The sequence below is a fragment of the Enemella evansiae genome (assembly GCF_002250705.1).
GTDB lineage: Bacteria > Actinomycetota > Actinomycetes > Propionibacteriales > Propionibacteriaceae > Enemella > Enemella evansiae.
This window is the reverse complement of sequence record NZ_NMVP01000001.1, coordinates 321,898-342,018: the sequence shown is the minus strand read 5'-3', so window position 1 is coordinate 342,018 and position 20,121 is coordinate 321,898. Positions and strand designations below refer to the sequence as shown.

Genomic DNA, 20,121 nt, shown 5'->3' with positions numbered 1-20,121 from the left:
TTTCCCTTCGTCGGTGCGGTTGTCCCCCATCCTGGGGGCCGATATCAGACACCCGATGTCATGGTTTTCCGGCCATCCGACGGCTAGATTTCGGCCCATGTCGACGTTCTCCCAGTTGCTGCAGCCCCGGCTCCCCGTCGGGATGAGGATCCCCGACGAGCTCGAACGGGCCTGGCAGTGGATGGAGGGCCAGGGCTTCGGCGAGCGCACCGAACACGGCTACTTCCTCACCCCCTATCCGGGTGACCGGCAGCTGGGCATCGTGTTCAGCGACACCGAGACCCTGGAGGGTTGGTTCGAGCCCGGTACGCCGGGCCAGGACCGGCTGCTGCCGATCGCGCAGGCCGCCGGCGACGGGTCGATGGCGGCGCTCTGGCTCGATGAGTCCGACGGGTTGCGGGTGGTGGAACTCGGCTCCGACGGGGAGGCGCTGATCCTGGCCGAGTCCGCGATCGACTTCCTGCGGCTGATCGCCATCGGCTACCTGGAGCTGGTCTCCTACGAGCTCGCCGGGCCTCCCGAGGACGAGGAGTCCATCGCGGCGGTGAGTGATTTCCGTGCCTGGGTGGAGGAAACCTTCGAGGTGACCGTCCCCGACGAGTGGAACGACGTCGACGAATCCGATGCGTTCACCGCCTGGGTCGAGGCGCGCACCGCGGAGGCCACCGGTGCGCCGGGTGTGCCGGAGCCGATCGGGCCCCCGGCCACGGCAGCTGCGGCGGCCGGTCCGGTCTCCGTCGAGGGTGAGATCACCACGTTGCTGGCGGCGCTCGGCGCACCCGATGGCGACGAACGGCTGCGGCGGCTGGTCGCGCTGGTGGCCGATCCGGGTGCGGACTGGGGACCCCGGGGTGCCCATCGCAGCGCGGCGCGATTGCGGCGCTCCGGGCTGGAACTGCGATTCGGTGCGGGAGTGCTGCAGACGGTCTTCATCCGGCTGGAGGACCATCCCCGCCCGGATGCGTTGATCCACGGCCTGCGCACCGCCGCCGACCGGTCGACGGTGCAGACCCTGCTGGGTGGGCGACCCGAACGCAGTGGGCCGACCTTCCTGCGCTATCTGGTCGAGGGTCGGTATCTGCATCTGGAGTTCGATGGCAGCGACCGGCTGCGCCAGCTCACCCTGATGATCTCCGCACCGTGAGCCAGGTGCCGTCCTCATGCGCGCCGATCGTCTGCTGCAGCTGGTGGCGCTGCTGCGCCAGCACCAGCGACTGAGTGCCAGCGAGCTCGCCCGCCGGCTGGAGGTGACCCCGCGGACCGTGGTCCGCGACATCGACGCATTGTCCACCGCCGGCGTACCGGTCTATGCCGAGCGCGGCCGGCGCGGTGGCTATGCGCTGCTGCCCGGCTATCGACCGGCGGCCGAGACGCTCACCGCCGAGGAGTCCCGGGCCCTGTTCCTGGCGGTCGGCGGGCAGCTCAGCACCAGCCTCGGGGTGGACCGGGATTTCCAACGGGCGTTACGAAAGCTGTCCAGCGGGTTGCCGGAGGAGCACGTCCGCTCGGTCGGCCACACCCTCGACCGGGTGCTGTTCGACCCCGAGGGCTGGGGCCGGGTACGCCCCGGCGGCCCGGTACACCTGCCGGTCACCCTGGCCGCGGTGGAGCAGGACCGCCGACTGCGGATCGGCTACCGCTCCCGGGGTGCCCAGCAGGTCCGGACCCGGACCATCGACCCCTGGGGCCTCGTCCAGGCCGCCGGCACCTGGTATCTGATCGCCGCCCATCGCGGCTCGCCACGCACCTATCGGCTGGATCGGATCCAGCGACTCGAGGTGCTCTCGGCCCGCGCGCACCGCCCACCGGGGCTCGATCTGGCAGCGGTCTGGCAGCAGCTCCGCGCCGCCTGGCGGGAGCGGGAGGCGTACCCGATCGAACTGCGGGTGCTGCGCGGTCAGGCGGACCTGGTCATCCGCCAGCTCGGCCTGGCCCTGGCCGGCGAACCTACCCGCCGCCCGGACGGCCCCGAACACGAGCGGGTCAGCGCCGAGGTCACCTCGCTGCGCGGCGCGGTCGGCGTCCTGCTCGGCTTCGGCGACTGGCTCGAAGTCCTCGACCCACCCGAACTGCGCGCCCTGATGGTCGAGATCGCCGACCAGGCCCGCACCATCCACACCGACCCACCGCACCTCGAGTAGGCCGCCCGCGGCCGTGCCGAGAGGCGCGGGCAGACTCAGCCCGAGGCCTGCAGGTTGGTCAGCACCTCATCGAGATCGTCGGGCTTGACCAGCACCTCGCGCGGCTTGGAGCCCTCGGAGGGACCGACGATCCCGCGAGTCTCCAGGATGTCCATCAACCGGCCGGCCTTGGCGAAACCGACCCGCAGCTTGCGCTGCAGCATCGAGGTCGAGCCGAGCTGCAGGTTCACCACCAGCTGCACCGCCTCGAGCACCAGGTCCATGTCGTCGCCGATGTCCTCGGCCACCTTGGTGGAGGCGGCCGGGGCGGTGACGTCCTCGCGGTAGGTCGGCTGCAGCTGCTCGGTGACGTGCTTGACGACCTGCCGGATCTCGGCCTCGGTGACCCAGGAGCCCTGCACGCGGATGGGCTTGCCGGCACCCATCGGCAGGAACAGCCCGTCACCCTGGCCGACCAGCTTCTCCGCACCCGGCTGATCGAGGATCACCCGGGAGTCGGTCATCGAGGAGGTCGCGAACGCCAGCCGGGACGGCACATTGGCCTTGATCAGGCCGGTGACCACATCGGTGGAGGGCCGCTGGGTGGCGAGCACCAGGTGGATGCCGGCGGCGCGGGCGAGCTGGGTGATCCGCACGATCGAGTCCTCGACGTCGCGCGGGGCGACCATCATCAGGTCGGCGAGCTCGTCCACCACGACCAGCAGGTACGGGTAGGGCGAGAGCACCCGCTCCGACCCCTCCGGTGGTTGCACCTGACCCGCGCGTACCGCCTTGTTGAAGTCATCGACGTGCCGGAAACCGAAGGCCGCCAGGTCGTCGTAGCGCAGGTCCATCTCCTTCACCACCCACTGCAGCGCCTCGGCCGCCTTCTTCGGGTTGGTGATGATCGGGGTGACCAGGTGCGGGATGCCCTCGTAGGCGTTCAGCTCCACCCGCTTCGGGTCGACCAGCAGCATCCGCACCTCATCGGGCGTGGCGCGCATCATCACCGAGGTGATCAGCGAGTTGATGAACGACGACTTGCCCGAGCCGGTGGCGCCGGCGACCAGCAGGTGCGGCATCTTCGCCATGTTGGCGATCACGTAACCGCCCTCGACGTCCTTGCCCAGCCCGACGGTCATCGGGTGGTGGTCGTTGCGGGCGCGGTTGGAGCGCAGCACGTCGCCGAGGGAGACGACCTCCTTGTCGGTGTTCGGGATCTCGATGCCGATCGCGGACTTGCCGGGGATCGGCGAGAGGATCCGGACGTCCTGGGAGGCGACCGCATAGGAGATGTTCTTGCTCAGCGCGGTGACCCGTTCGACCTTCACCGCCGGGCCGAGCTCGACCTCGTAACGGGTCACGGTCGGCCCGCGGGTGTAACCGGTGACCTGGGCGTCCACGTTGAACTGCTCCAGCACCTCCGACAGCGCGCGGACCACGTTGTCGGATGCCTGGGTCCGCGACTTCGGCACCGAACCGGGCTTCAGCGACTCGGCGTCCGGCAGCACATACTGCACATCGCCGGAGAGCTGCAGCTGCTCGACCCGCTGCGGGATCGGCGAGTGGTTCGGGGCCTCCACCGAAGGCGCCTCGACCGCACCGGCCGTCTCGGGCGGCAGCCCGGCGGTGACCTTCTTGTCGCCACCCTGCTCGGCCGCCTCGGCCGACGGGTTCGGCGTACCCTTCGATTTCTTGTCCGGTACGTCGCCAGCGGTCGCGTCGTCGGCGGGGTCGAGGGCGTCCACATCGAACACCTCGTCGTCACCGGCGAGCGGCTGCTCGTCGACGAAGCTGCGCCGCTTCTTCGCGCTCTGCTTCGCGGCCGGCTTTGCCGGCGGCGCGGCGTCCGCATCCTCGTCGACCGGGTCGACGGCGGCACCCTTGCGTGGCTTGTCCTTCACCAGCGGGGTGTCGTAGGCCTCATCGACGCCGTATTCGAGGTCCTCGTCCTCATAGCGTTCGCGGCGCTGCGGGATGAGCGCGGAGGCCCGCTCGCCGAGTTCGTGCAGCGGGATGCCGATCACCACCAGGGCACCGAACAGCATCAGCAGCACCAGCAGCGGGACGGCCACATAGACGGTGAGCAGGTCGGCCAGCATGCTGGAGGAGATGAAGCCGAGCATGCCGCCGGCGGCGCGCAGCCGTTCGGGGCTCTCGGGCCGCGGCAGGCCGTTGGCGATGTTGATCAACCCGAGCAGGCCGAGGGCGAGGGCGAGCCAGCCCACCACCTGGCGGCCGGCCGGGCCGTTGCGATCCGGGTGCCGCAGGGTGCGCCAGGCCATCCAGCCGACGAGCAGCGGCGCGGCGAAGCCGAGGGTGCCGACCAGGGTGGACACCCCGGTGACGATGGCCGGGCCGACCGGCGCCGGGATGGACCACCAGAACGCGGCGGCCAGCACGATCGCGACACCGAGCAGGAACAGCCCGGCCCCGTCGCGGCGCAGTGCCGGGTCGACGTCGCGGGCACCGTTGCCGATCGAGCGGGCGGCACTGCCGGTGCCGTGCGCGAGGCCGTTCCAGGCGGCGGCCAGGCCGCGGCCGATCAGCTCCAGCAGCGACGGCCGCGGCGCGGGACCGCGCCGCTGCGGGGGACGCTTGCCGGTGGGGCGCTTCGCGGGCGCCTTCTTACGGGTAGCGGAACTGCCGCCCCGGGTCTGGGGGCGGGTGGTCTGATTCTTCTTCGTTCCGGACGAACGCGGACGGGAGCCCGACTGCGAGTTCGCAGTCGAGCTTCGGGTCCGCGCCGGGGAAGACGCGCGGCTCGCCATGTCCCACAGGTTAGCGAATCGGCTCCCGATGGGCCTCCCCCACACGCCGCCACCGGGCCCGTTACCAAGCCGAGATGCGCCCCGCGGCGCTCAGCGCCGGTAGTGATCCCAGCCGGCCTCGCCGTCCCACGGCGTACCGTCGACGAGCACGCCGGGCTCGTCGCCGTCGGCAACCGCCTCGACCCGGCCGATCACCCGCCAGCCCTCGGGGACGGCGCCCTCGTCGAAGGCGGCGGCCAGTGCATGGTCCTCTCCCCCGGTGAGCAGGAAGGTCCACGGATCGGCGCCGGTGGCGGCCGCGACGGCCTGGATGGCCTCGGGCACCTCGAGATCGGCACGGTCCACGGTCAGCCGTACGCCGGAGGCGCGGGCGATGTGCCCCAGGTCGGCCAGCAGCCCGTCGGAGACGTCGATCATCGCGCTGGCACCCGCGTCGGCGGCGACGACGCCCTGGCCGTAGGGCACCTCGGGCACCTTGTAGGCATCCACCACCGCCCGGGGTGAGCGGAATCCGCGGCGCAGCACCGCCAGCCCGGCGGCGGACCAGCCGACCCGGCCCCGCAGCGCCAGCAGCTGCCCGGGCCGGGCGCCGGCGCGGGTCACCGGCGGGCGGCCCTGCAGGTCGCCGAGCACGGTGACGGTGATGGTGACGTCGCGCCCGGAGGTGACATCGCCGCCGACCAGCACGCACCGGCCGCGGGCCGCCTCCAGCCGCATCCCCTGGACGCACTGTTTGGCCCAGTTGGCGGCCAGGTCCCCGGGAGCGGTGAAGGCGACCACCAGCGCGACCGGGCGGGCACCCATCGCCTCCAGGTCGGCGAGGGCGCCGGCCACCGCACGCTGGCCGACCTCGTGCGGCAGGGACCAGTCGGTCTTGAAGTGCACCCCGGCGACCATGGTGTCGGTGGAGACGGCCAGATCACCGTCGGGGGTGATCACCGCGGCATCGTCACCGGGTCCGAGGCGGACCGCGTCGGAGGTCTCCAGGTCGGCGGTGAGCTGGTCGATCAGCGCGAATTCTCCAACCTCGGAAAGGGTTCCGGCGGGCTGCTCGGGTGCGGTCATCGGGCCTCCAGCGGCGGTCGGGTGGGCGATGGGTCCGCCGCCGACGGCAGTGGTGCGGACCTTGCGCGACACGGTACCGTGAGCAGCGGCGTACCCGGCACCACCCGGACCGGGTCCCCGAGGACGGCTAGGAGCAGGAGATGACAGTCCAGGCGTACATCCTGGTGCAGACCAATGTCGGCAAGGCCGCGGAAGTGGCCGCGGAGATCCGGACCATTCCCGGGGTCACGCTCGCCGAGGATGTCACCGGCCCCTACGACGTGATCGTGCGCGCCGAGGCGCCGAATGTCGACGAGCTCGGGAACCTGGTGGTCGCCAAGGTCCAGGTCGTCGCCGGGATCACCCGCACCGTGACCTGCCCGGTCGTCAACATCTGAGGTGCGCCCCCGCCGCACTCCCCCACTCCCGCTCGCGCTCACCACACTGGTCGCGGTCGGCGCACTCGCCGGCTGCGGCAGCACCGTCCAGGTCACCGATCCACCCGTCGCGGCCGACGTGCGGACCGCCTGCGACCAGGTCATCACCGCGCTCCCGGACAAGGTGCTCGGCAAACAGCGGCGGGGTACCAGCGGTTCGTTGAGCGGTGCCTGGGGTGAACCGCCGATCACCGTGGTCTGCGGGATCGCCGAGCCCGAGGCGATGCAGCGCGACACCCGCTGCTTCGAGGTGAACGGCGTCGGCTGGTACGCCGAACAGGGCCAGGGCGGTTGGCTGTTCACCACCATCGGCCGGACCGCGACCATCCAGGTCGGCGTCCCGAACAAGTACGCCCCCGAGGCCGACGCCCTGGTCGACCTGGCCGCCGCCGTCGCCACCGGCAACCCCTCCCAGAAACCCTGTCTCTAGCCTTCGTACGCTCATCGAGTAGCGAGATGAGCCGGCCCCTGCCCACGCTCATCGAGTAGCGAGCATGCGCAGCGAAGCGGAGCAATGGATCGCGTGTCGAGATGAGCTGAGCTGCACCGGGGGTTCATCTCGACACGGTCGCTGCGCGACCTTTTCGATGAACGGGGGGCTCAGCGCAGCCCGAGCGGGCGGTTCAGCGCGAGCTGCAGCAGCTCATCGATCAGCTGCGGGTACTCCAGACCGGCGTGCTGCCAGACCAGCGGAAACATCGAGGTGGCGGTGAATCCGGGCATCGTGTTGATCTCGTTGACATAGATCCGGCCCATCCGGGCGACGAAGAAGTCGACCCGCGCCAGTCCCTCGCAGCCGAGGGTGTCGAAGGTCCGCACGGCGAGCGCGCGGAGCGCCTCGGTGGTCTCCGGATCGATCCTCGCCGGCACATCGAGACTGACCTGGTCCTCGGGCAGATACTTCGCCTCGAAGTCGTAGAAGCCGCTCTCGTTGTGCATCCGGATCTCGGCCACCGAGCTGGCCCGCCCGGGATCACCCGTGCGCCCGCCGAGCACCCCGCACTCGACCTCGCGGCAGTCCACGAATCCCTGCTCCACCAGGACCTTCGGGTCCCAGCGCCGGGCCTCCTCGATCGCCGCGGCGACCGCCTCCTTGTCGTCCACCTTGGTGATCCCGACCGAGGAGCCACCGCGGGCGGGTTTGACGAAGACCGGGAAATCCAACGCTGCCACGGCATCCAGGCTGGCGGCCGGGTCCTTCTCCCACTCGTGCGGCTGGATCACCACGAACGGCCCGATCGGGATGCCGCTGGCCGCGAACGCCAGCTTCATCAGATGCTTGTCCATGCCGATCGCCGACGCGGCGACCCCGGAGCCGACATACCGCAACCCCAGCAGCTCGAACAATCCCTGGATCGTGCCGTCCTCACCGTGGGGTCCGTGCAGCAGGGCGAAGGCGACATCGACCCGTTCGGGGTCGGTCAGCGTTCCCCCGTCGCGGGTCAGCAGCTGGACGCCCTCGGGGGTGCGTACCAGTTCGGCGTCCGGGTGATCCTCGGTCAGGCTGGGCATCTGGCGGTCGACGATCTGCAACTGCTGGATCTGCTCCAGCGGCACCCGGACCCAGCGACCGGACCGGGTGATGCCGATGCCGACGACCCGGTACCGCTGGGGGTCGATGGCGCGCGCAACGCTGCCCGCGGTGAGACAGGAAACCTGATGCTCACTGGAATCACCGCCGAAGACGAGGGCGACGGTGGGCCGCTGGTCGGGCTCGGTGCTCTGGATCGGCTCACTCACGTGGGCGACCCTACCGTTCGGGTCGGGTCTGTCGCGCCATCATGGTGCCGATCGCGTCGCGTGGCGTCTGCCGGCCCGCCAGCACGTCGACGACGTGGCCGACGATGGGCATGTCGACGTCGTGCCGTTCGGCCAGCGCCTGGATCGAGGCGGCCGAACGGACGCCCTCGGTGACCCCTCGGGACAGTGCCCTGGCCTGCGCCACGTCATGGCCGCGGCCCAGCAGTTCACCGAAGGTGCGGTTCCGCGACAGGGGGGACATGCAGGTGGCGACCAGGTCGCCCATCCCGGCCAGGCCGGCGAAGGTGTGCGGGTCGGCACCGAGTGCCTCGCCGAGGCGGCTGGTCTCGGCGAGCCCGCGGGTGATCAACGAGGCCAGCGAATTCGCCCCCATGCCGAGCCCCTGCCCCATGCCGACGGCGAGCGCGATCGCGTTCTTGGTCGCTCCGCCGATCTCACACCCGACCACGTCGACGCTGGTGTAGGGCCGGAAGTAGCCGGTCCGGCAGGCGGCGGCGACGCGGTCCGCGGTCCCGGTGCTGCGTGCCGCGACGACGGCGGCCGCGGGCTGTCGCTGCCCGATCTCCCCGGCCAGGTTGGGACCGCTGACCGCCAGCACCCGTTCGGCGTCGACACCGATGTCGGTGACCACCTGGCTCATCGTCAGCAGGGTCTCGTTCTCCACTCCCTTGGCCAGGCTGATCAGCAACGAGTCGTTCGGCAGTCGCCAATCCAGCAGGTTGGCACGCAGCTGCTGGGCCGGGATCGCCAGGACCACCAGCTCGGCATCGGTGAGTGCCTGCTGCGGGTCGGTGACCGCGGTCAGCCCGGCCGGCAGCGGCACATCGCTGAGATAGTCGGGATTGCGCCGCACGCTGTTGATCCCCTCGGCGACCGCCGCCCGGCGCGCCCAGAGCGTGACCGGATTGCCGGCATCGGCCATGATCATGGCGAAGGCGGTCCCCCAGGCACCGGCTCCCATCACCGCGACCCGGCTCATCGGTTCCACTCCTTGATCGGCACCCGGCGACCCAGTTTCAGATCCCACCGGCCCGGCGGTGGCGTCTCCTCGCGCAGCTCGGCGAGCAGTGCGGTGAGCGCATCGAGGATCCGGTCGGTGGCCTCCTCGAGCACCGGTGCCCGCAATGGCAGGCCACGCAGGTCATCCAGCGGGACCGGATCACCGGCGATCACCCGCATCGTCTTGCGCGGCAGGATTCTCGGCCAGGTCAGCTTCTTGCCCGGCAGCACCTCCTGGGCCCCCCACTGGGCGATCGGGATGACCGGGCAGCCGGTGGCGAGGGCGATCCGTGCGGCCCCGGTACGCCCGGTCATCGGCCAGGTGTCGGGGTCGGCGGTGATGGTGCCCTCGGGATAGACGCTGACGGCCTTGCCGTCGTTGATGGCCTGCACCGCGGCGGCGACGGCCTCGTTGGCCCGCGGCCCGTGCCGGCGTACCCGGATCTGGTCGGCATGCGAGGCGACCCAACCGAGCAACGGAACGCGGAAGATCGCATCCTTGGCGAGGAACCGGGGCCAACGCCCGGCCCAGGTCAGGTAGTGGCCGTAGGCCACCGGGTCGAAGTTGGAGATGTGGTTGATCACGATCACCAACCCACCGGTCCGCGGGACCTTCTCCATGTTCCGCCAGTCCTGATGGGTGATCCGGCGCAGGATCCCGGCGACCGCCCAGACGGTACGCCGCAGCACGGGCTCGGCGGGTTCGTCGATCACTGCACGCAGCGGGCGAGCGGCGATGCCGCGGGACGGGCTGACGTCGGCCATGGATGGATCCTCCGCTGGTCGGGGGTGCCGGCCACCGGACCGACGCAGCCACTGTAGCGAGGTGACCACACCCGCGGCAGGGATTCCTCGCGGTATGGCAGCATCGCCCCCATGGCTGGTGATTCGACCGCTGCCCCGCGGGTGGTGCTGCCGTTCAAGGATCTGGCGTCCGCCAAGTCACGGCTGGTCGAGGTGCCGCCGGCGCTGCGCGCGCGGATCGCCCAGCAGATGCTGCTGCACACCGTCCGCACCTGGTCGGCGACCGGCGCGGAGGTCGTGGTGGTCTCCGCATCCCCCGGGTCGGCGCGTTTTCTGGCCAGCAACGGATTGCATCCGCTGGTGCTCCCCGACCCCGGTGAGGGGTTGAACGCGGCTTTCCGAGCGGGCGCGGTGAATGCGCCGACCGGGCAGTTGGTGGTGGCGTCGATGGCCGACCTGCCGGCGATCACCGACACCGAGCTGCGGACCGTCCTGGCGGAATGCGCCGCACCGGTGGGACGCTGGTTCGTCCCCGATGCCGAGGGCACCGGGACGACCCTGTTGGCCGCCCGCGGGATGGCCCTGGATCCGTTGTTCGGCAAGGATTCGGCGGCCCGCCACCGGGAGTCCGGTGCAACCGAGCTGGCCGCGCCGGCCGGTCTGCGCCGCGACGTGGACACCGTCGGGGAGCTGGCGGAGGCCGCCGCCGGGGTGGGCCTGGCGCCGGAACTGGCGGCCCTGCTCGAGGATGGTCGCCCGGTGCGGCAGCAGACCGGTGTGGTCGCCCAGGTGACCGGTGACGGGGTGCGGTTGCTGCTCGACGACGGCACCGCGGTCACCGCCGGCGCCGCCGCGGTGCCCCCCGATTTCCCCCGGCCGCATCCCGGGCAGCGGGTCCAGCTGGCCCGTGCCGGCGACGGCACGATCCGCCAGCTCTGGCCCTGAGCACGGCCTCTTCCGGCTTTCCCCGAGACACCGATGGGGCCCGGAGCGAGTGCTCCGGGCCCCATCGAGTGAGGTGCTGCGGTCAGGCCTTCTTGGCGGTACGCCGGGTGCTGGCCTTCTTGGCGGTGCTCTTCTTCGCGGGCGCCTTCTTTGCCGGGGTGGCCTTCTTGGCGGTGCTCTTCTTCGCGGTCGCCTTGCTGGCCGGCGCCTTCTTGGCGGTGCTCTTCTTGGCCGCCGGGGTCGCGCGGGTGGTCGACTTCTTGGCGGTGCTCTTGGCCGCCGGACGCGCGGTCGACTTCTTCGCGGTGCTCTTCTTCGCGGGAGTGGCCCTGGTGGTGGCGGCCTTGGTGGCCGTCTTCTTGGCGGTGCTCTTCTTGGCCGCCGGGGTCGCGCGGGTGGTCGCCTTCTTCGCCGGAGTCGCCTTGGTGGTGGACTTCTTGGCGGTGCTCTTCTTGGCGGCCGGTGCGGCCTTGGTGGTGCTGGCCTTCTTGGCGGTGCTCTTGGCGGCGGACTTGGTCGCGGTCGCCTTCTTCGCAGCGCTCTTGGTCGCGGTGCTGGTGGCGGCGGCCGCGGACTTCTTGGCGGCGGTCGCCTTGGTGGCCCGCGGCAGCTTCTCCTTGCCGGACATGTAGTCCTTGAGCTTGGTGCCGGCGCGGAACGCCGGGACGTTGGTCGCCTTGGCCCGCTTGCGCTCACCGGTGCGGGGGTTGCGAACCATCCGGGCAGCCTTGTGCCGCTTCTCGAAGACGCCGAATCCGGTGATCGACACCTTCCCGTTGCGGGCGGTCTCGACCATGATCGTGTCGACGACCAGGTTCAGGACTCGGCCTGCCTCTGCCTTGTTGCCATCGAAATTCACCGACAGCGCTTCGATCAACTCAGCCTTGTTCACAGTCACTCTCTCCGAACTGTCCCGATCGTTCGGGACGCCTGTGTGCCCAAGCCCTGTCGAGGTCTTGGCCGCAGCCAACCGGTGGCTGCAGGCACCACGCTAGGGAAAGATGAGAGCAATCACAAACATGTCAAGTACTCGGATCTGCCGTGTCGCAACGATTTCCGGGTACGCCGACGGCCCGTGACCCGGTGCCCCGGGGTCCGGGCCACCCCATGAAAAAGCGCCCCGGATGCTCGGCGAGGAGCATCCGGGGCGACAGGTGGAATCAGCTGGAAACCCTTGCAGGGATGGTTTTCGGCTTGAACGGGAGCCGCCGGGACTCGTAGTCGTCGATGGCGTCGGCCTGCCGCAGGGTGAGGCCGATGTCGTCGAGACCCTCCATCAGTCGCCACCGGGTGTAGTCATCGATCTCGAATTCCCAGACTTTCTGTCCCGCGGTGATGCTGCGGGCCTCGAGGTCGACGGTGACGGCCAGGCTGGGATCGAGCTCGATCGCCTCCCAGAGCTCCTCGACGGTGGACTGTTTGACCAGCGCGATCAGCAACCCGGCCTTCCCGGCGTTGTTCCGGAAGATGTCACCGAAGCGGGAACCGATGACCACCCGGAATCCGTAGTCCTGCAAGGCCCAGACGGCATGCTCCCGCGACGAGCCGGTGCCGAAATCGGGGCCGGCCACCAGGATGCTCACCTCGGCATGCTCGGGCCTGTTCAGGACGAACTCCGGATCGGTGCGCCAGGCGGCGAACAGCCCGTCCTCGAAGCCGGACTTGGTCACCCGCTTCAGATAGACCGCCGGGATGATCTGGTCGGTGTCCACGTTGCTGCGCCGCAGCGGCAGCGCGGTCCCGGTGTGGGTGGTGAACTTCTCCATCACTTGGCTCCTTCGAGATCGCTGGGGGCGGAGAGGGTGCCGCGGACCGCGGTGGCGGCGGCGACGGCCGGTGAGACCAGGTGGGTCCGTCCGCCCTTCCCCTGCCGTCCTTCGAAATTGCGGTTCGAGGTGGAGGCGCTGCGCTCCCCCGGGCTGAGCTGGTCCGGGTTCATGCCCAGGCACATCGAGCACCCGGCCGCCCGCCACTCCGCACCGGCGGCCAGGAAGACCTGGTCCAGCCCCTCCTGCTCGGCCTGCAGGCGGACCCGGGCCGAGCCGGGCACCACCAGCATCCGCACCCCGTCGGCCACCTGATGGTCCTTGATCACCTGGGCGGCGAGCCGCAGATCCTCGATCCGGCCGTTGGTGCAGGAACCCAGGAACACCGTGTCCACGGCGATCTCGCGCATCGGCGTACCGCCGACCAGACCCATGTATTCCAGCGCCCGACCGACGGCCTGCTGGTCCGCCGGGTCGTCGTAGTCCTCCGGTGAGGGCACCGAACCGCCCAGCTCGATGCCCTGCCCCGGGTTGGTCCCCCAGGTGACGAAGGGGGTCAGCGCGCTGGCGTCGATGTCCACCTGCTCGTCGAAGGTGGCCCCCTCATCGGTCCGCAATGTCTTCCAATATTCGACCGCGGCATCCCAGTCGGCACCCTCGGGGGCGTACGGACGCCCCTTCAGGTATTCGAAGGTCTTCTCGTCGGGGGCGACCATGCCGGCCTTCGCTCCCCACTCGATGCTCATGTTGCACAGCGTCATCCGGCCCTCCATCGACATGTCCTCGATGGCCTTGCCGCGGTATTCGACGATGTGGCCCTGACCACCACCGGTACCGACCTGGGCGATCAGCGCCAGGACCAGATCCTTGGGGGTGACCCCCTCGGGCAGGTCGCCGTCCACATTGACCGCCATCGTCCGCGGCCGTGCCTGCGGGAGCGTCTGGGTGGCCAGCACGTGCTCGACCTCGGAGGTGCCGATGCCGAAGGCGATCGAACCGAACGCGCCGTGGGTGGCGGTGTGCGAGTCCCCGCAGACCACCGTCATCCCGGGCTGGGTGAGACCGAGCTGCGGGCCGATGATGTGCACGATGCCCTGATCGGGATCGCCGAGGCTGTGCAGCAGCAGGCCGAACTCCTCGGCGTTCTTGCGCAGCGTGTCGACCTGCAGCCGGGAGACCGGGTCGGCGATCGGCTTGTCGATGTCCAGGGTCGGGGTGTTGTGATCCTCGGTGGCGATGGTGAGATCGGGGCGGCGCACCGACCGCCCCGCCAACCGGAGCCCGTCGAAGGCCTGCGCACTGGTCACCTCGTGCACCAGATGCAGATCGATGTAGAGCAGGTCCGGTTCACCCGGTGCGCTGTGCACGAGATGGTCGCGCCACAGCTTCTCGCTGAGTGTCAGCGGCCCGTCGGCACGCTCGTTCGTGGTCGAGGGGATCTCTTCGTTATCAGCCATGACTCCATCCAGGTCCGAGTCGATATCGCCGCACCTCGGTGCGTCTCCGCCATCGTTGCCAGCAGCCCCGGCCACAGACTTGCGTTCCAGGATTCGAGACGGCAATATCAAGTTATGGACAACTCTAGCGGAGTCGGCGTTCTTGACAAGGCAGCCCTGGTGCTCAGCGCCCTGGAAACCGGACCGACCACCCTGGCCGGTCTGGTGAGCGCCACCGGGCTGGCCCGCCCGACCGCACACCGACTCGCGTTGGCGCTGGAACACCACCGCCTGGTCGGTCGTGACCTGCAGGGCCGCTTCGTCCTCGGCCCGCGGCTCGCGGAGCTGGCGATGGCCGCCGGTGAGGACCGCCTGTTGGCGACCGCCGGACCGGTGCTGGCCCGGCTGCGCGACATCACCGGGGAATCCGCGCAGCTGTTCCGCCGCCAGGGTGATGTCCGGATCTGCGTCGCCGCCGCCGAACGGATGTCGGGTCTGCGCGACACCGTGCCGGTCGGGTCGCAGCTGACGATGTCGGCCGGTTCGGCCGCCCAGGTGCTGCTCGCCTGGGAGGAACCGGAACGGATGCAGCGCGGCCTGCGCGGTTCGCGCTATTCGGCGGTCGCCCTGGCAGCGGTACGCCGCCGCGGCTGGGCCCAGTCGGTCGGCGAGCGGGAGGCCGGGGTGGCCTCGGTGTCGGCGCCGGTGCGTTCCCCCTCCGGCAAGGTGATCGCCGCGCTCAGCGTCTCCGGGCCGATCGAGCGACTCTCGCGCCAGCCCGGCCGGTTGCACGCCCGGGCCGTGATCGCGGCGGCCGATCGGCTGACCGAGGTGCTGCGCGACTCCGGCCAGGAAGGTTGACCCGACCCGGCCGGCTTCGGCGTACGCGCCGAACGCGCCGATCCCCCTAGGATTGCGGCATGCCGAGCCGCCGCCTGCCCACCCCTGTCTGGGTGGCGGTGGGGATGCTCGGGTCGGCCCTGGTGGCCGTCCTCCCCTTCGCGGTCGGTTATCTGCCCGAGGGCGCCGAGGGGCTCGTCGAGCGGAACCTGCCCTGGCTGCGGCACGCCTTCGGGCGCTACCTCAGCCGGGTGCTGGCGGTGCTCGGATCGGTACTGCTCTTCGCTTCCTGGCTGGCGCTGCGCCCGAGGCACGGCGAGGAGGCCAGCCATCGGCGGCCCTGGCGGTTGATCGCCCTGCTCTGGAGCCTGCCGTTCTGGCCGGTACCGCCGGTGATGACCGCGGACCCCTACGCGTACGCCGCTCAGGGCTGGTTGCTCAACCAGGGAAGAAATCCCTACCAGGTGGCGATGGGCTTCCCGAGCCCGTTCACCGAAGGGGTCTACCCCGCCTGGCTGGAGACCACTGCGGTCTATCCCCCGCTGTCGCTGCAGCTGCAGGGTTTCCTGGTCTGGATCACCGGTGACGACCCCTACTGGTCGGTCGTCGCGATGCGGCTGATCGCGCTGGCCGGGGTCGCGCTGATGCTGATCGCCGCCGTCCCGCTGGCCCGGTTGGTCGGGGTCAGCGGCACCGGCGCCCTCTGGGCGATCGGGCTGAATCCCTTGCTGCAGGTGCAACTGATCGGCGGCATGCACAACGATGCGCTGATGCTTGGGTTCATCCTGATCGCGCTATGGGTGGCCCGGCTGCGCGGCGGCCTGTTCTGGGGGGCCGCGATGATCGGGGTCGCCGCCGCGGTGAAGCAACCCGCGATCCTGGCCGGCCCCGGGGTGGTCTGGTTCGCCCTGTTCGGCGACCATTCCGCCCGCACCCCCGCCCTGCCGGTGCGTTGGGGACGGGCCATCGGGGGGTTGCTGGTCGGCGGCGCCGTCGGCGGTGCGGTGCTGGTCCTGCTCTCCCTGCCCGACCGGTTGATGTTCGGCTGGCTGGGTCGGTACGCGGGTTCGCCCAGCCTGGTGATCAACCACTCGCCGTTGAGCTGGTTCGCCCAGCTGGCGCTGCGCTGGGGGGTCCGCTTCGGGATCGTCGACCGCACCCTGACCGTGGTCAGCGCGCTGCTGATGCTCGCCGCGTTCATCTGGGTGCTGCGCCGTTTCGGCCCCCACCGCCCGATCGCCTTCACTGCCGGATCCCTGCTGGTGTTCGGATTGCTGGGGCCGGCGGTGCAACCCTGGTACGTGCTGTGGGGCGGACCGGTGATCCCCTTCGCCCGACCCTCGGCACGGGTGGTCCGGGTCTGTCTGGCCGTGGTGCTGCTGCTCCTGCTGTCCGGCATCCTGCAGGAGTATCTGTCGCCGCCGATCTCGGTCCCGCTGGCCGCGATCCCGGCCCTCGCCTGGGCGTACTGGGACCGCAGGACCCGCACGGCAGGTCTGGACAGGGTCGAACAACCGCAGCAGGCTTGATGCCATGCGCGTGCACTCGATCATCGCCGATCTGCCCGTGGCCGACCTGGCAGCAGCCCGACGTTTCTATGCCGACTACCTCGGCCTGACCGTCGAGGAATTCAATCTCGGCTGGGTCACCCGGTTGACCTCCCCCGAGACCGGCGCCCATCTGCAGGTGGTGACCCGTGATGCGACGGCCACCGAGGACGCGGTGATCTCGGTCAAGGTCGACGACGTCGACGAGGCCTACGCCGAGGCCCGCCGCCGGGGTTTCGAGATCGTGCATCCGCTCACCGAGGAGGAGTGGGGCGTCCGCCGATTCTTCGTCCGCGACCCCGACGGCAACGTGCTCAACATCGTCGCCCACAAGGACTGACCCCGCCGCCCGCTGACGGCCGTCCGGCGGGGCTCGGCACCATGGATTGCGTGCTACGTTGACGCCCATGACGCAGCCCGGGCCGACCGACGACTTCATCCACGGACTCGTTCGCTCCGACAACGAGCAGGGCACCTATTCCGGGCGCGTGCAGACCCGGTTCCCGCCCGAGCCGAACGGGTTCCTGCACATCGGCCACGCCAAGGCGATCTCGGTGGACTTCGGTGTCGCCCAGGACTTCGGCGGGATCTGCAACCTCCGCCTCGACGACACCAACCCCGACACCGAGGAAGCGGCATACGGCGAGGCGATCCTGGAAGACCTCGCCTGGCTCGGTTTCACCCCGGCCTCGGTCCGGCATGCCTCGGACTACTTCGAGCAGATCTACCAGTGGGCGGAGGAACTGGTACGCCAGGGCAAGGCGTACGTCGACGACCAGGACACCGACACCATCTCCGAGCAGCGCGGCGGCTACGGGAAACCGGGCATCGCCAGCCCGTATCGGGATCGCCCGGTCGAGGAGAACCTCGACCTGCTGCGCCGGATGCGCGCCGGCGAGTTCGACGACGGCTCCCGGGTGCTGCGCGCGAAGATCGACATGGACGCGGAGAACATGCAGCTCCGCGATCCGGTGATGTATCGGATCCGGCGCCGGCACCATCACCGCACCGGTGACGACTGGTGCATCTACCCGACCTACGACTGGGCACACGGCCAGAGCGATGCGCTGGAGGGGGTGACGCATTCGGTGTGCACCTTGGAGTTCCAGGACAATCGGCCGCTCTATGACTGGTACCTCGATCAGCTCCCGCTGCCCGGTGACCAGCCCCGGCAGATCGAGTTCGCCCGCCTGGAGCTCACCCACACCATCACCTCCAAGCGCCGGCTGCGCCAACTCATCGAAGACGGTGTGGTCGACGGCTGGGACGATCCGCGGATGCCGACCCTGCGCGGGCTGCGCCGGCGCGGCTATCCCGCCTCGGCGATCGTCGAGTTCTGCAACTACATCGGGGTCACCAAGACCAATGCCCGGCAGAGCATCGAACTGTTGGAGTCCTTCGTCCGCCGCCAGCTGAACGCCACCGCGCAGCGCCGGATGGCGGTGACCCGGCCGATCAAGCTGATCCTCGACGACTGGCCGGTCGATGAGGCCGGAAACCCTGTCGTGGAATGGTTCGAGCTCACCAACAATCCGGAGAACCCCGCCGACGGCACCCGCCAGGTCCCGTTCACCGGCGAGCTGTGGATCGAGCGCGACGACTTCGCCGAGGTGCCGCCGCCGAAGTTCTTCCGACTCTCCCCCGGCCGGGAGGTACGCCTCCGCGGCGCCTTCCTGGTCACCGCCACCTCGGTGGAGAAGGACGCCGACGGTGCGGTGGTCGCGGTGCACGCCACCCACGATCCCGAGTCCCGCGGCGGGAACGCTCCCGACGGGCGCAAGGTGAAGTCGACGATGCACTGGGTCTCCGCCGCGCATGCGGTGCCGGCGACGGTCGCGCTCTATGACCGGTTGTTCACCGCCGAGGCACCGGGCGAGGAGACCGGTGACCCGATGGACGACCTGAATCCGGATTCGGTCGAACTGCTGCGCGATGCCCAGGTCGAGCCGGCGCTCGCCGACACCGAGCCCGGTGCGGTGGTGCAGTTCGAGCGACTCGGTTACTTCGCCCACGATCCGCGGGAGCCGATGCTGTTCCATCGCACGGTCGGGTTGCGTGATGAATGGGCCAACATCCAGAAGCGCGCCGGCAAGTAGGGATCGGATCATCAGCGGGGCGTCGGGAGCTCGGGACCGCGACGAGCAGGGCCGCGCCCGCAACGCCCGCCCGCGCGACGGGCTGGGCCGGCCGCTGCCGCATGGCGCCGAGGGCGTTCCGCGGCTCGGCGAAGGGGTGATCCGGAGCCCGCGGGAAAGCCTGTCCGAGGCCTCCGAGCAGCTCCTCGCGGGTCGGCCCTTCCACGCCCACGAGGTGTTCGAGGATGCCTGGAAGTCCGGCCCGGACAGCGAACGCGAGCTCTGGAAACCGCTGGCCCAGTTGATGGTGGCGCTCACCCATGCCGCCCGCGGCAACGCCACCGGCGCCGATCGGCTGCGGCAGCGCAGCCTGGCCGCGCTGGCGGCGTACCCGGATCGCCACCCGCACGGGCTGGACCTGGCCGCCGTCGACGGGTCGGTCGCCGAGCTGTCGCCGGCCGACCTCGGCACGCCGGCCACCTTCGGACAGCTGGCCGAGGTGCTGCGGCCGGGTCACTGACCGGCGTTCGCGGCGGCGCCCTCGGTGCCGATCAGCAGCACCACCGACTCCGGGCCGAGGCCGAGCCGGTCCCGGGCGCCCGGATCCGCCAGCAGGGCACGCAATCCGGCCAGCGGTGCGGCCCCGCAGGGGCCGAGTGCGATGCCGGCAACGGCGAGTTCGGCGGCCGCGGCGGCGGACTCGGCATCGGTGATCGCGACCCCGGCCGACAACCCGGCCGCCAGCACCGGCCAGGCGTCCGCACTCGGCGTACCGCAGCGCAGCCCGGCCATCGTGGTGGCCCGCCCGGTGTCGACGGTGACCCGCGCACCGGCGGCGAGCGAGGCGGTGACGCAGGCGGCCACCGCGGGTTCGACCGCGACGACCTGCGCATCACTGCCCGGTGCCCGGAAGTGCTCGACCATCGCCTGGCCCAGACAACCGACCCCCATCGGCACCAGCACCAGCTCCGGCCGGGTGCCGAGAGCGGCGGCCTGCTCGTCGGCCTCCGCCGCCAGGGTGCGATAGCCGTCGACGATCGCCCGCGGGATGGTGGCGTAACCGGCCCAGCTGGTGTCCTGGACGAGCAGCTCCCCGGCAGCCGGATCCAGGCCGGCCGCAGTGCGTGCGACCACCTCGTCATAGTCACCGCCGGCCTCGACCAGCTCGGCACCGAGGGCCCGGATTCCCTGCCTGGCCAGCGATCCGACCCCGTCGGGCAGGTGCACCCGGCACCGTACACCGAGATCGTGCGCCACCTTGGCCAGTGCCCAACCGTGGTTGCCGTCGCTGGTGGTGACCAGGGTGAGCCGCTGGCCGGCGGACGCCGCGAGCAGCTCGGGCCAGCTGCCGATCGCCCGGCCCCGGTGCTCCCCGACCGCCCGCGCGGCGGCCCAGGATGCCCCGAGGATCTTGAACGACGGCAGCCCGAGCCGGTCCGATTCGTCCTTGACCAGCAACCGGCCGATGCCCAGCTGCGCCGCCAGCCCGGGCAGCTCGACCAGCGGCGTGGCCGCATGACCGGGGATGCTGCGGTGGAACGCGGCCGCGTCGGTGGCGGGCGGGTTGAGCTGTCCGGGGTCCTGCAGGGCGAGCTGGCGCATGGTGTCAGTCTGCCCCCATCCAGCCGGGCGCGCG

The 20,121-nt window shown here is 70.7% G+C and carries 19 protein-coding genes; 10 read left to right on the top strand and 9 right to left on the bottom strand.

Annotation, left to right across the window (positions count from 1 at the left end):
• Positions 1-97 precede the first annotated feature (97 nt).
• Positions 98-1,144 carry a hypothetical protein gene (locus tag BI335_RS21710; RefSeq protein WP_176455589.1) on the top strand — a complete coding sequence of 349 codons (1,047 nt, stop codon included), beginning with the start codon at positions 98-100 and terminating at the stop codon, positions 1,142-1,144.
• A 16-nt stretch (positions 1,145-1,160) separates the two neighbouring features.
• Positions 1,161-2,141 (top strand): helix-turn-helix transcriptional regulator, encoded by a 981-nt coding sequence (locus BI335_RS01660; protein ID WP_094356142.1) that lies wholly within the window; start codon positions 1,161-1,163, stop codon positions 2,139-2,141.
• Between the two features lie 35 nt (positions 2,142-2,176).
• Here the strand turns inward: BI335_RS01660 and BI335_RS01655 are convergent, their stop codons facing one another.
• Together BI335_RS01655 and BI335_RS01650 are read right to left on the bottom strand one after the other, a co-directional pair.
• Positions 2,177-4,891, bottom strand: coding sequence for an FtsK/SpoIIIE family DNA translocase (locus tag BI335_RS01655; protein ID WP_172421671.1), 2,715 nt, complete (start codon positions 4,889-4,891; stop codon positions 2,177-2,179).
• 90 nt (positions 4,892-4,981) lie between these two features.
• Positions 4,982-5,956, bottom strand: coding sequence for a thiamine-phosphate kinase (locus BI335_RS01650; RefSeq protein WP_094356143.1), 975 nt, complete (start codon positions 5,954-5,956; stop codon positions 4,982-4,984).
• Positions 5,957-6,096: 140 nt separating this feature from the next.
• Here BI335_RS01650 and BI335_RS01645 point away from each other — a divergent pair, with 140 nt between their 5' ends.
• Positions 6,097-6,333, top strand: a complete 237-nt coding sequence (locus BI335_RS01645) for an Lrp/AsnC family transcriptional regulator (protein ID WP_094356144.1) — start codon at positions 6,097-6,099, stop codon at positions 6,331-6,333.
• A gap of 1 nt (position 6,334) precedes the next feature.
• Complete coding sequence (locus BI335_RS01640) at positions 6,335-6,802, top strand: DUF3515 family protein (protein ID WP_229119388.1); 468 nt, start codon at positions 6,335-6,337, stop codon at positions 6,800-6,802.
• A gap of 170 nt (positions 6,803-6,972) precedes the next feature.
• Here the strand turns inward: BI335_RS01640 and BI335_RS01635 are convergent, their stop codons facing one another.
• The 3 genes from BI335_RS01635 to BI335_RS01625 are packed head-to-tail and all read right to left on the bottom strand — an operon-like array spanning position 6,973 to position 9,897.
• Entirely contained in the window at positions 6,973-8,112 is a 1,140-nt protein-coding gene (locus BI335_RS01635) for a D-alanine--D-alanine ligase family protein (RefSeq protein WP_229119387.1), read from the bottom strand.
• Positions 8,113-8,122: 10 nt separating this feature from the next.
• Positions 8,123-9,112: an NAD(P)H-dependent glycerol-3-phosphate dehydrogenase gene (locus BI335_RS01630; protein WP_094356145.1), complete on the bottom strand. Its 990-nt coding sequence runs from the start codon at positions 9,110-9,112 to the stop codon at positions 8,123-8,125.
• Entirely contained in the window at positions 9,109-9,897 is a 789-nt protein-coding gene (locus BI335_RS01625) for a lysophospholipid acyltransferase family protein (RefSeq protein WP_094356146.1), read from the bottom strand. The genes BI335_RS01630 and BI335_RS01625 overlap by 4 nt, the downstream gene beginning before the upstream one ends.
• 111 nt (positions 9,898-10,008) lie before the next feature.
• Between BI335_RS01625 and cofC the strand changes: the two genes are divergently transcribed.
• Positions 10,009-10,821, top strand: coding sequence for a 2-phospho-L-lactate guanylyltransferase (gene cofC, locus BI335_RS01620; protein ID WP_094356147.1), 813 nt, complete (start codon positions 10,009-10,011; stop codon positions 10,819-10,821).
• 82 nt (positions 10,822-10,903) lie between these two features.
• Here the strand turns inward: cofC and BI335_RS01615 are convergent, their stop codons facing one another.
• The 3 genes from BI335_RS01615 to leuC all read right to left on the bottom strand — a co-directional run bounded on the left by BI335_RS01615 (position 10,904) and on the right by leuC (position 14,044).
• Positions 10,904-11,713 (bottom strand): HU family DNA-binding protein, encoded by an 810-nt coding sequence (locus tag BI335_RS01615; protein ID WP_094356148.1) that lies wholly within the window; start codon positions 11,711-11,713, stop codon positions 10,904-10,906.
• Positions 11,714-11,981: 268 nt separating this feature from the next.
• Positions 11,982-12,587 carry a 3-isopropylmalate dehydratase small subunit gene (gene leuD, locus BI335_RS01610; protein ID WP_094356149.1) on the bottom strand — a complete coding sequence of 202 codons (606 nt, stop codon included), beginning with the start codon at positions 12,585-12,587 and terminating at the stop codon, positions 11,982-11,984.
• Positions 12,587-14,044: a 3-isopropylmalate dehydratase large subunit gene (gene leuC, locus BI335_RS01605; protein WP_094356150.1), complete on the bottom strand. Its 1,458-nt coding sequence runs from the start codon at positions 14,042-14,044 to the stop codon at positions 12,587-12,589. The genes leuD and leuC overlap by 1 nt, the downstream gene beginning before the upstream one ends.
• Before the next feature lie 114 nt (positions 14,045-14,158).
• On the opposite strand from leuC, the gene BI335_RS01600 reads away from it, so the two are divergent.
• The 5 genes from BI335_RS01600 (at position 14,159) to BI335_RS01580 (ending at position 19,005) form a co-directional block, all read left to right on the top strand.
• Positions 14,159-14,884, top strand: coding sequence for an IclR family transcriptional regulator (locus tag BI335_RS01600; RefSeq protein WP_094429460.1), 726 nt, complete (start codon positions 14,159-14,161; stop codon positions 14,882-14,884).
• A 59-nt stretch (positions 14,885-14,943) separates the two neighbouring features.
• The gene (gene mptB, locus BI335_RS01595) at positions 14,944-16,392 is read left to right on the top strand and encodes a polyprenol phosphomannose-dependent alpha 1,6 mannosyltransferase MptB (protein ID WP_094356152.1); all 1,449 of its coding nucleotides are present in this window, start codon (positions 14,944-14,946) and stop codon (positions 16,390-16,392) included.
• A gap of 4 nt (positions 16,393-16,396) precedes the next feature.
• Positions 16,397-16,750 (top strand): VOC family protein, encoded by a 354-nt coding sequence (locus tag BI335_RS01590; protein ID WP_094400443.1) that lies wholly within the window; start codon positions 16,397-16,399, stop codon positions 16,748-16,750.
• Between the two features lie 67 nt (positions 16,751-16,817).
• The gene (locus tag BI335_RS01585; protein WP_094356153.1) at positions 16,818-18,506 is read left to right on the top strand and encodes a glutamine--tRNA ligase/YqeY domain fusion protein; all 1,689 of its coding nucleotides are present in this window, start codon (positions 16,818-16,820) and stop codon (positions 18,504-18,506) included.
• Positions 18,469-19,005, top strand: coding sequence for a DUF309 domain-containing protein (locus BI335_RS01580; RefSeq protein ID WP_094356154.1), 537 nt, complete (start codon positions 18,469-18,471; stop codon positions 19,003-19,005). The genes BI335_RS01585 and BI335_RS01580 overlap by 38 nt, the downstream gene beginning before the upstream one ends.
• Here the strand turns inward: BI335_RS01580 and BI335_RS01575 are convergent.
• Positions 18,999-20,087 carry a diaminopropionate ammonia-lyase gene (locus BI335_RS01575; protein WP_094356155.1) on the bottom strand — a complete coding sequence of 363 codons (1,089 nt, stop codon included), beginning with the start codon at positions 20,085-20,087 and terminating at the stop codon, positions 18,999-19,001. The genes BI335_RS01580 and BI335_RS01575 overlap by 7 nt on opposite strands.
• Positions 20,088-20,121 lie beyond the last annotated feature (34 nt).

What these genes read in the sequence shown, in the direction of transcription:
- mptB (WP_094356152.1), top strand. Translation starts at nt 14,944, where the DNA reads ATGCCGAGCCGCCGCCTGCCCACCCCTGTCTGGGTGGCGGTGGGGATG.
- BI335_RS01630 (WP_094356145.1), bottom strand. Translation starts at nt 9,112, where the DNA reads ATGAGCCGGGTCGCGGTGATGGGAGCCGGTGCCTGGGGGACCGCCTTC.
- BI335_RS01580 (WP_094356154.1), top strand. Translation starts at nt 18,469, where the DNA reads ATGAATGGGCCAACATCCAGAAGCGCGCCGGCAAGTAGGGATCGGATC.
- BI335_RS01600 (WP_094429460.1), top strand. Translation starts at nt 14,159, where the DNA reads ATGGACAACTCTAGCGGAGTCGGCGTTCTTGACAAGGCAGCCCTGGTG.
- BI335_RS01585 (WP_094356153.1), top strand. Translation starts at nt 16,818, where the DNA reads ATGACGCAGCCCGGGCCGACCGACGACTTCATCCACGGACTCGTTCGC.
- cofC (WP_094356147.1), top strand. Translation starts at nt 10,009, where the DNA reads ATGGCTGGTGATTCGACCGCTGCCCCGCGGGTGGTGCTGCCGTTCAAG.
- leuD (WP_094356149.1), bottom strand. Translation starts at nt 12,587, where the DNA reads ATGGAGAAGTTCACCACCCACACCGGGACCGCGCTGCCGCTGCGGCGC.
- BI335_RS01660 (WP_094356142.1), top strand. Translation starts at nt 1,161, where the DNA reads ATGCGCGCCGATCGTCTGCTGCAGCTGGTGGCGCTGCTGCGCCAGCAC.
- BI335_RS01645 (WP_094356144.1), top strand. Translation starts at nt 6,097, where the DNA reads ATGACAGTCCAGGCGTACATCCTGGTGCAGACCAATGTCGGCAAGGCC.
- leuC (WP_094356150.1), bottom strand. Translation starts at nt 14,044, where the DNA reads ATGGCTGATAACGAAGAGATCCCCTCGACCACGAACGAGCGTGCCGAC.
- BI335_RS21710 (WP_176455589.1), top strand. Translation starts at nt 98, where the DNA reads ATGTCGACGTTCTCCCAGTTGCTGCAGCCCCGGCTCCCCGTCGGGATG.
- BI335_RS01650 (WP_094356143.1), bottom strand. Translation starts at nt 5,956, where the DNA reads ATGACCGCACCCGAGCAGCCCGCCGGAACCCTTTCCGAGGTTGGAGAA.
- BI335_RS01575 (WP_094356155.1), bottom strand. Translation starts at nt 20,087, where the DNA reads ATGCGCCAGCTCGCCCTGCAGGACCCCGGACAGCTCAACCCGCCCGCC.
- BI335_RS01625 (WP_094356146.1), bottom strand. Translation starts at nt 9,897, where the DNA reads ATGGCCGACGTCAGCCCGTCCCGCGGCATCGCCGCTCGCCCGCTGCGT.
- BI335_RS01655 (WP_172421671.1), bottom strand. Translation starts at nt 4,891, where the DNA reads ATGGCGAGCCGCGCGTCTTCCCCGGCGCGGACCCGAAGCTCGACTGCG.
- BI335_RS01590 (WP_094400443.1), top strand. Translation starts at nt 16,397, where the DNA reads ATGCGCGTGCACTCGATCATCGCCGATCTGCCCGTGGCCGACCTGGCA.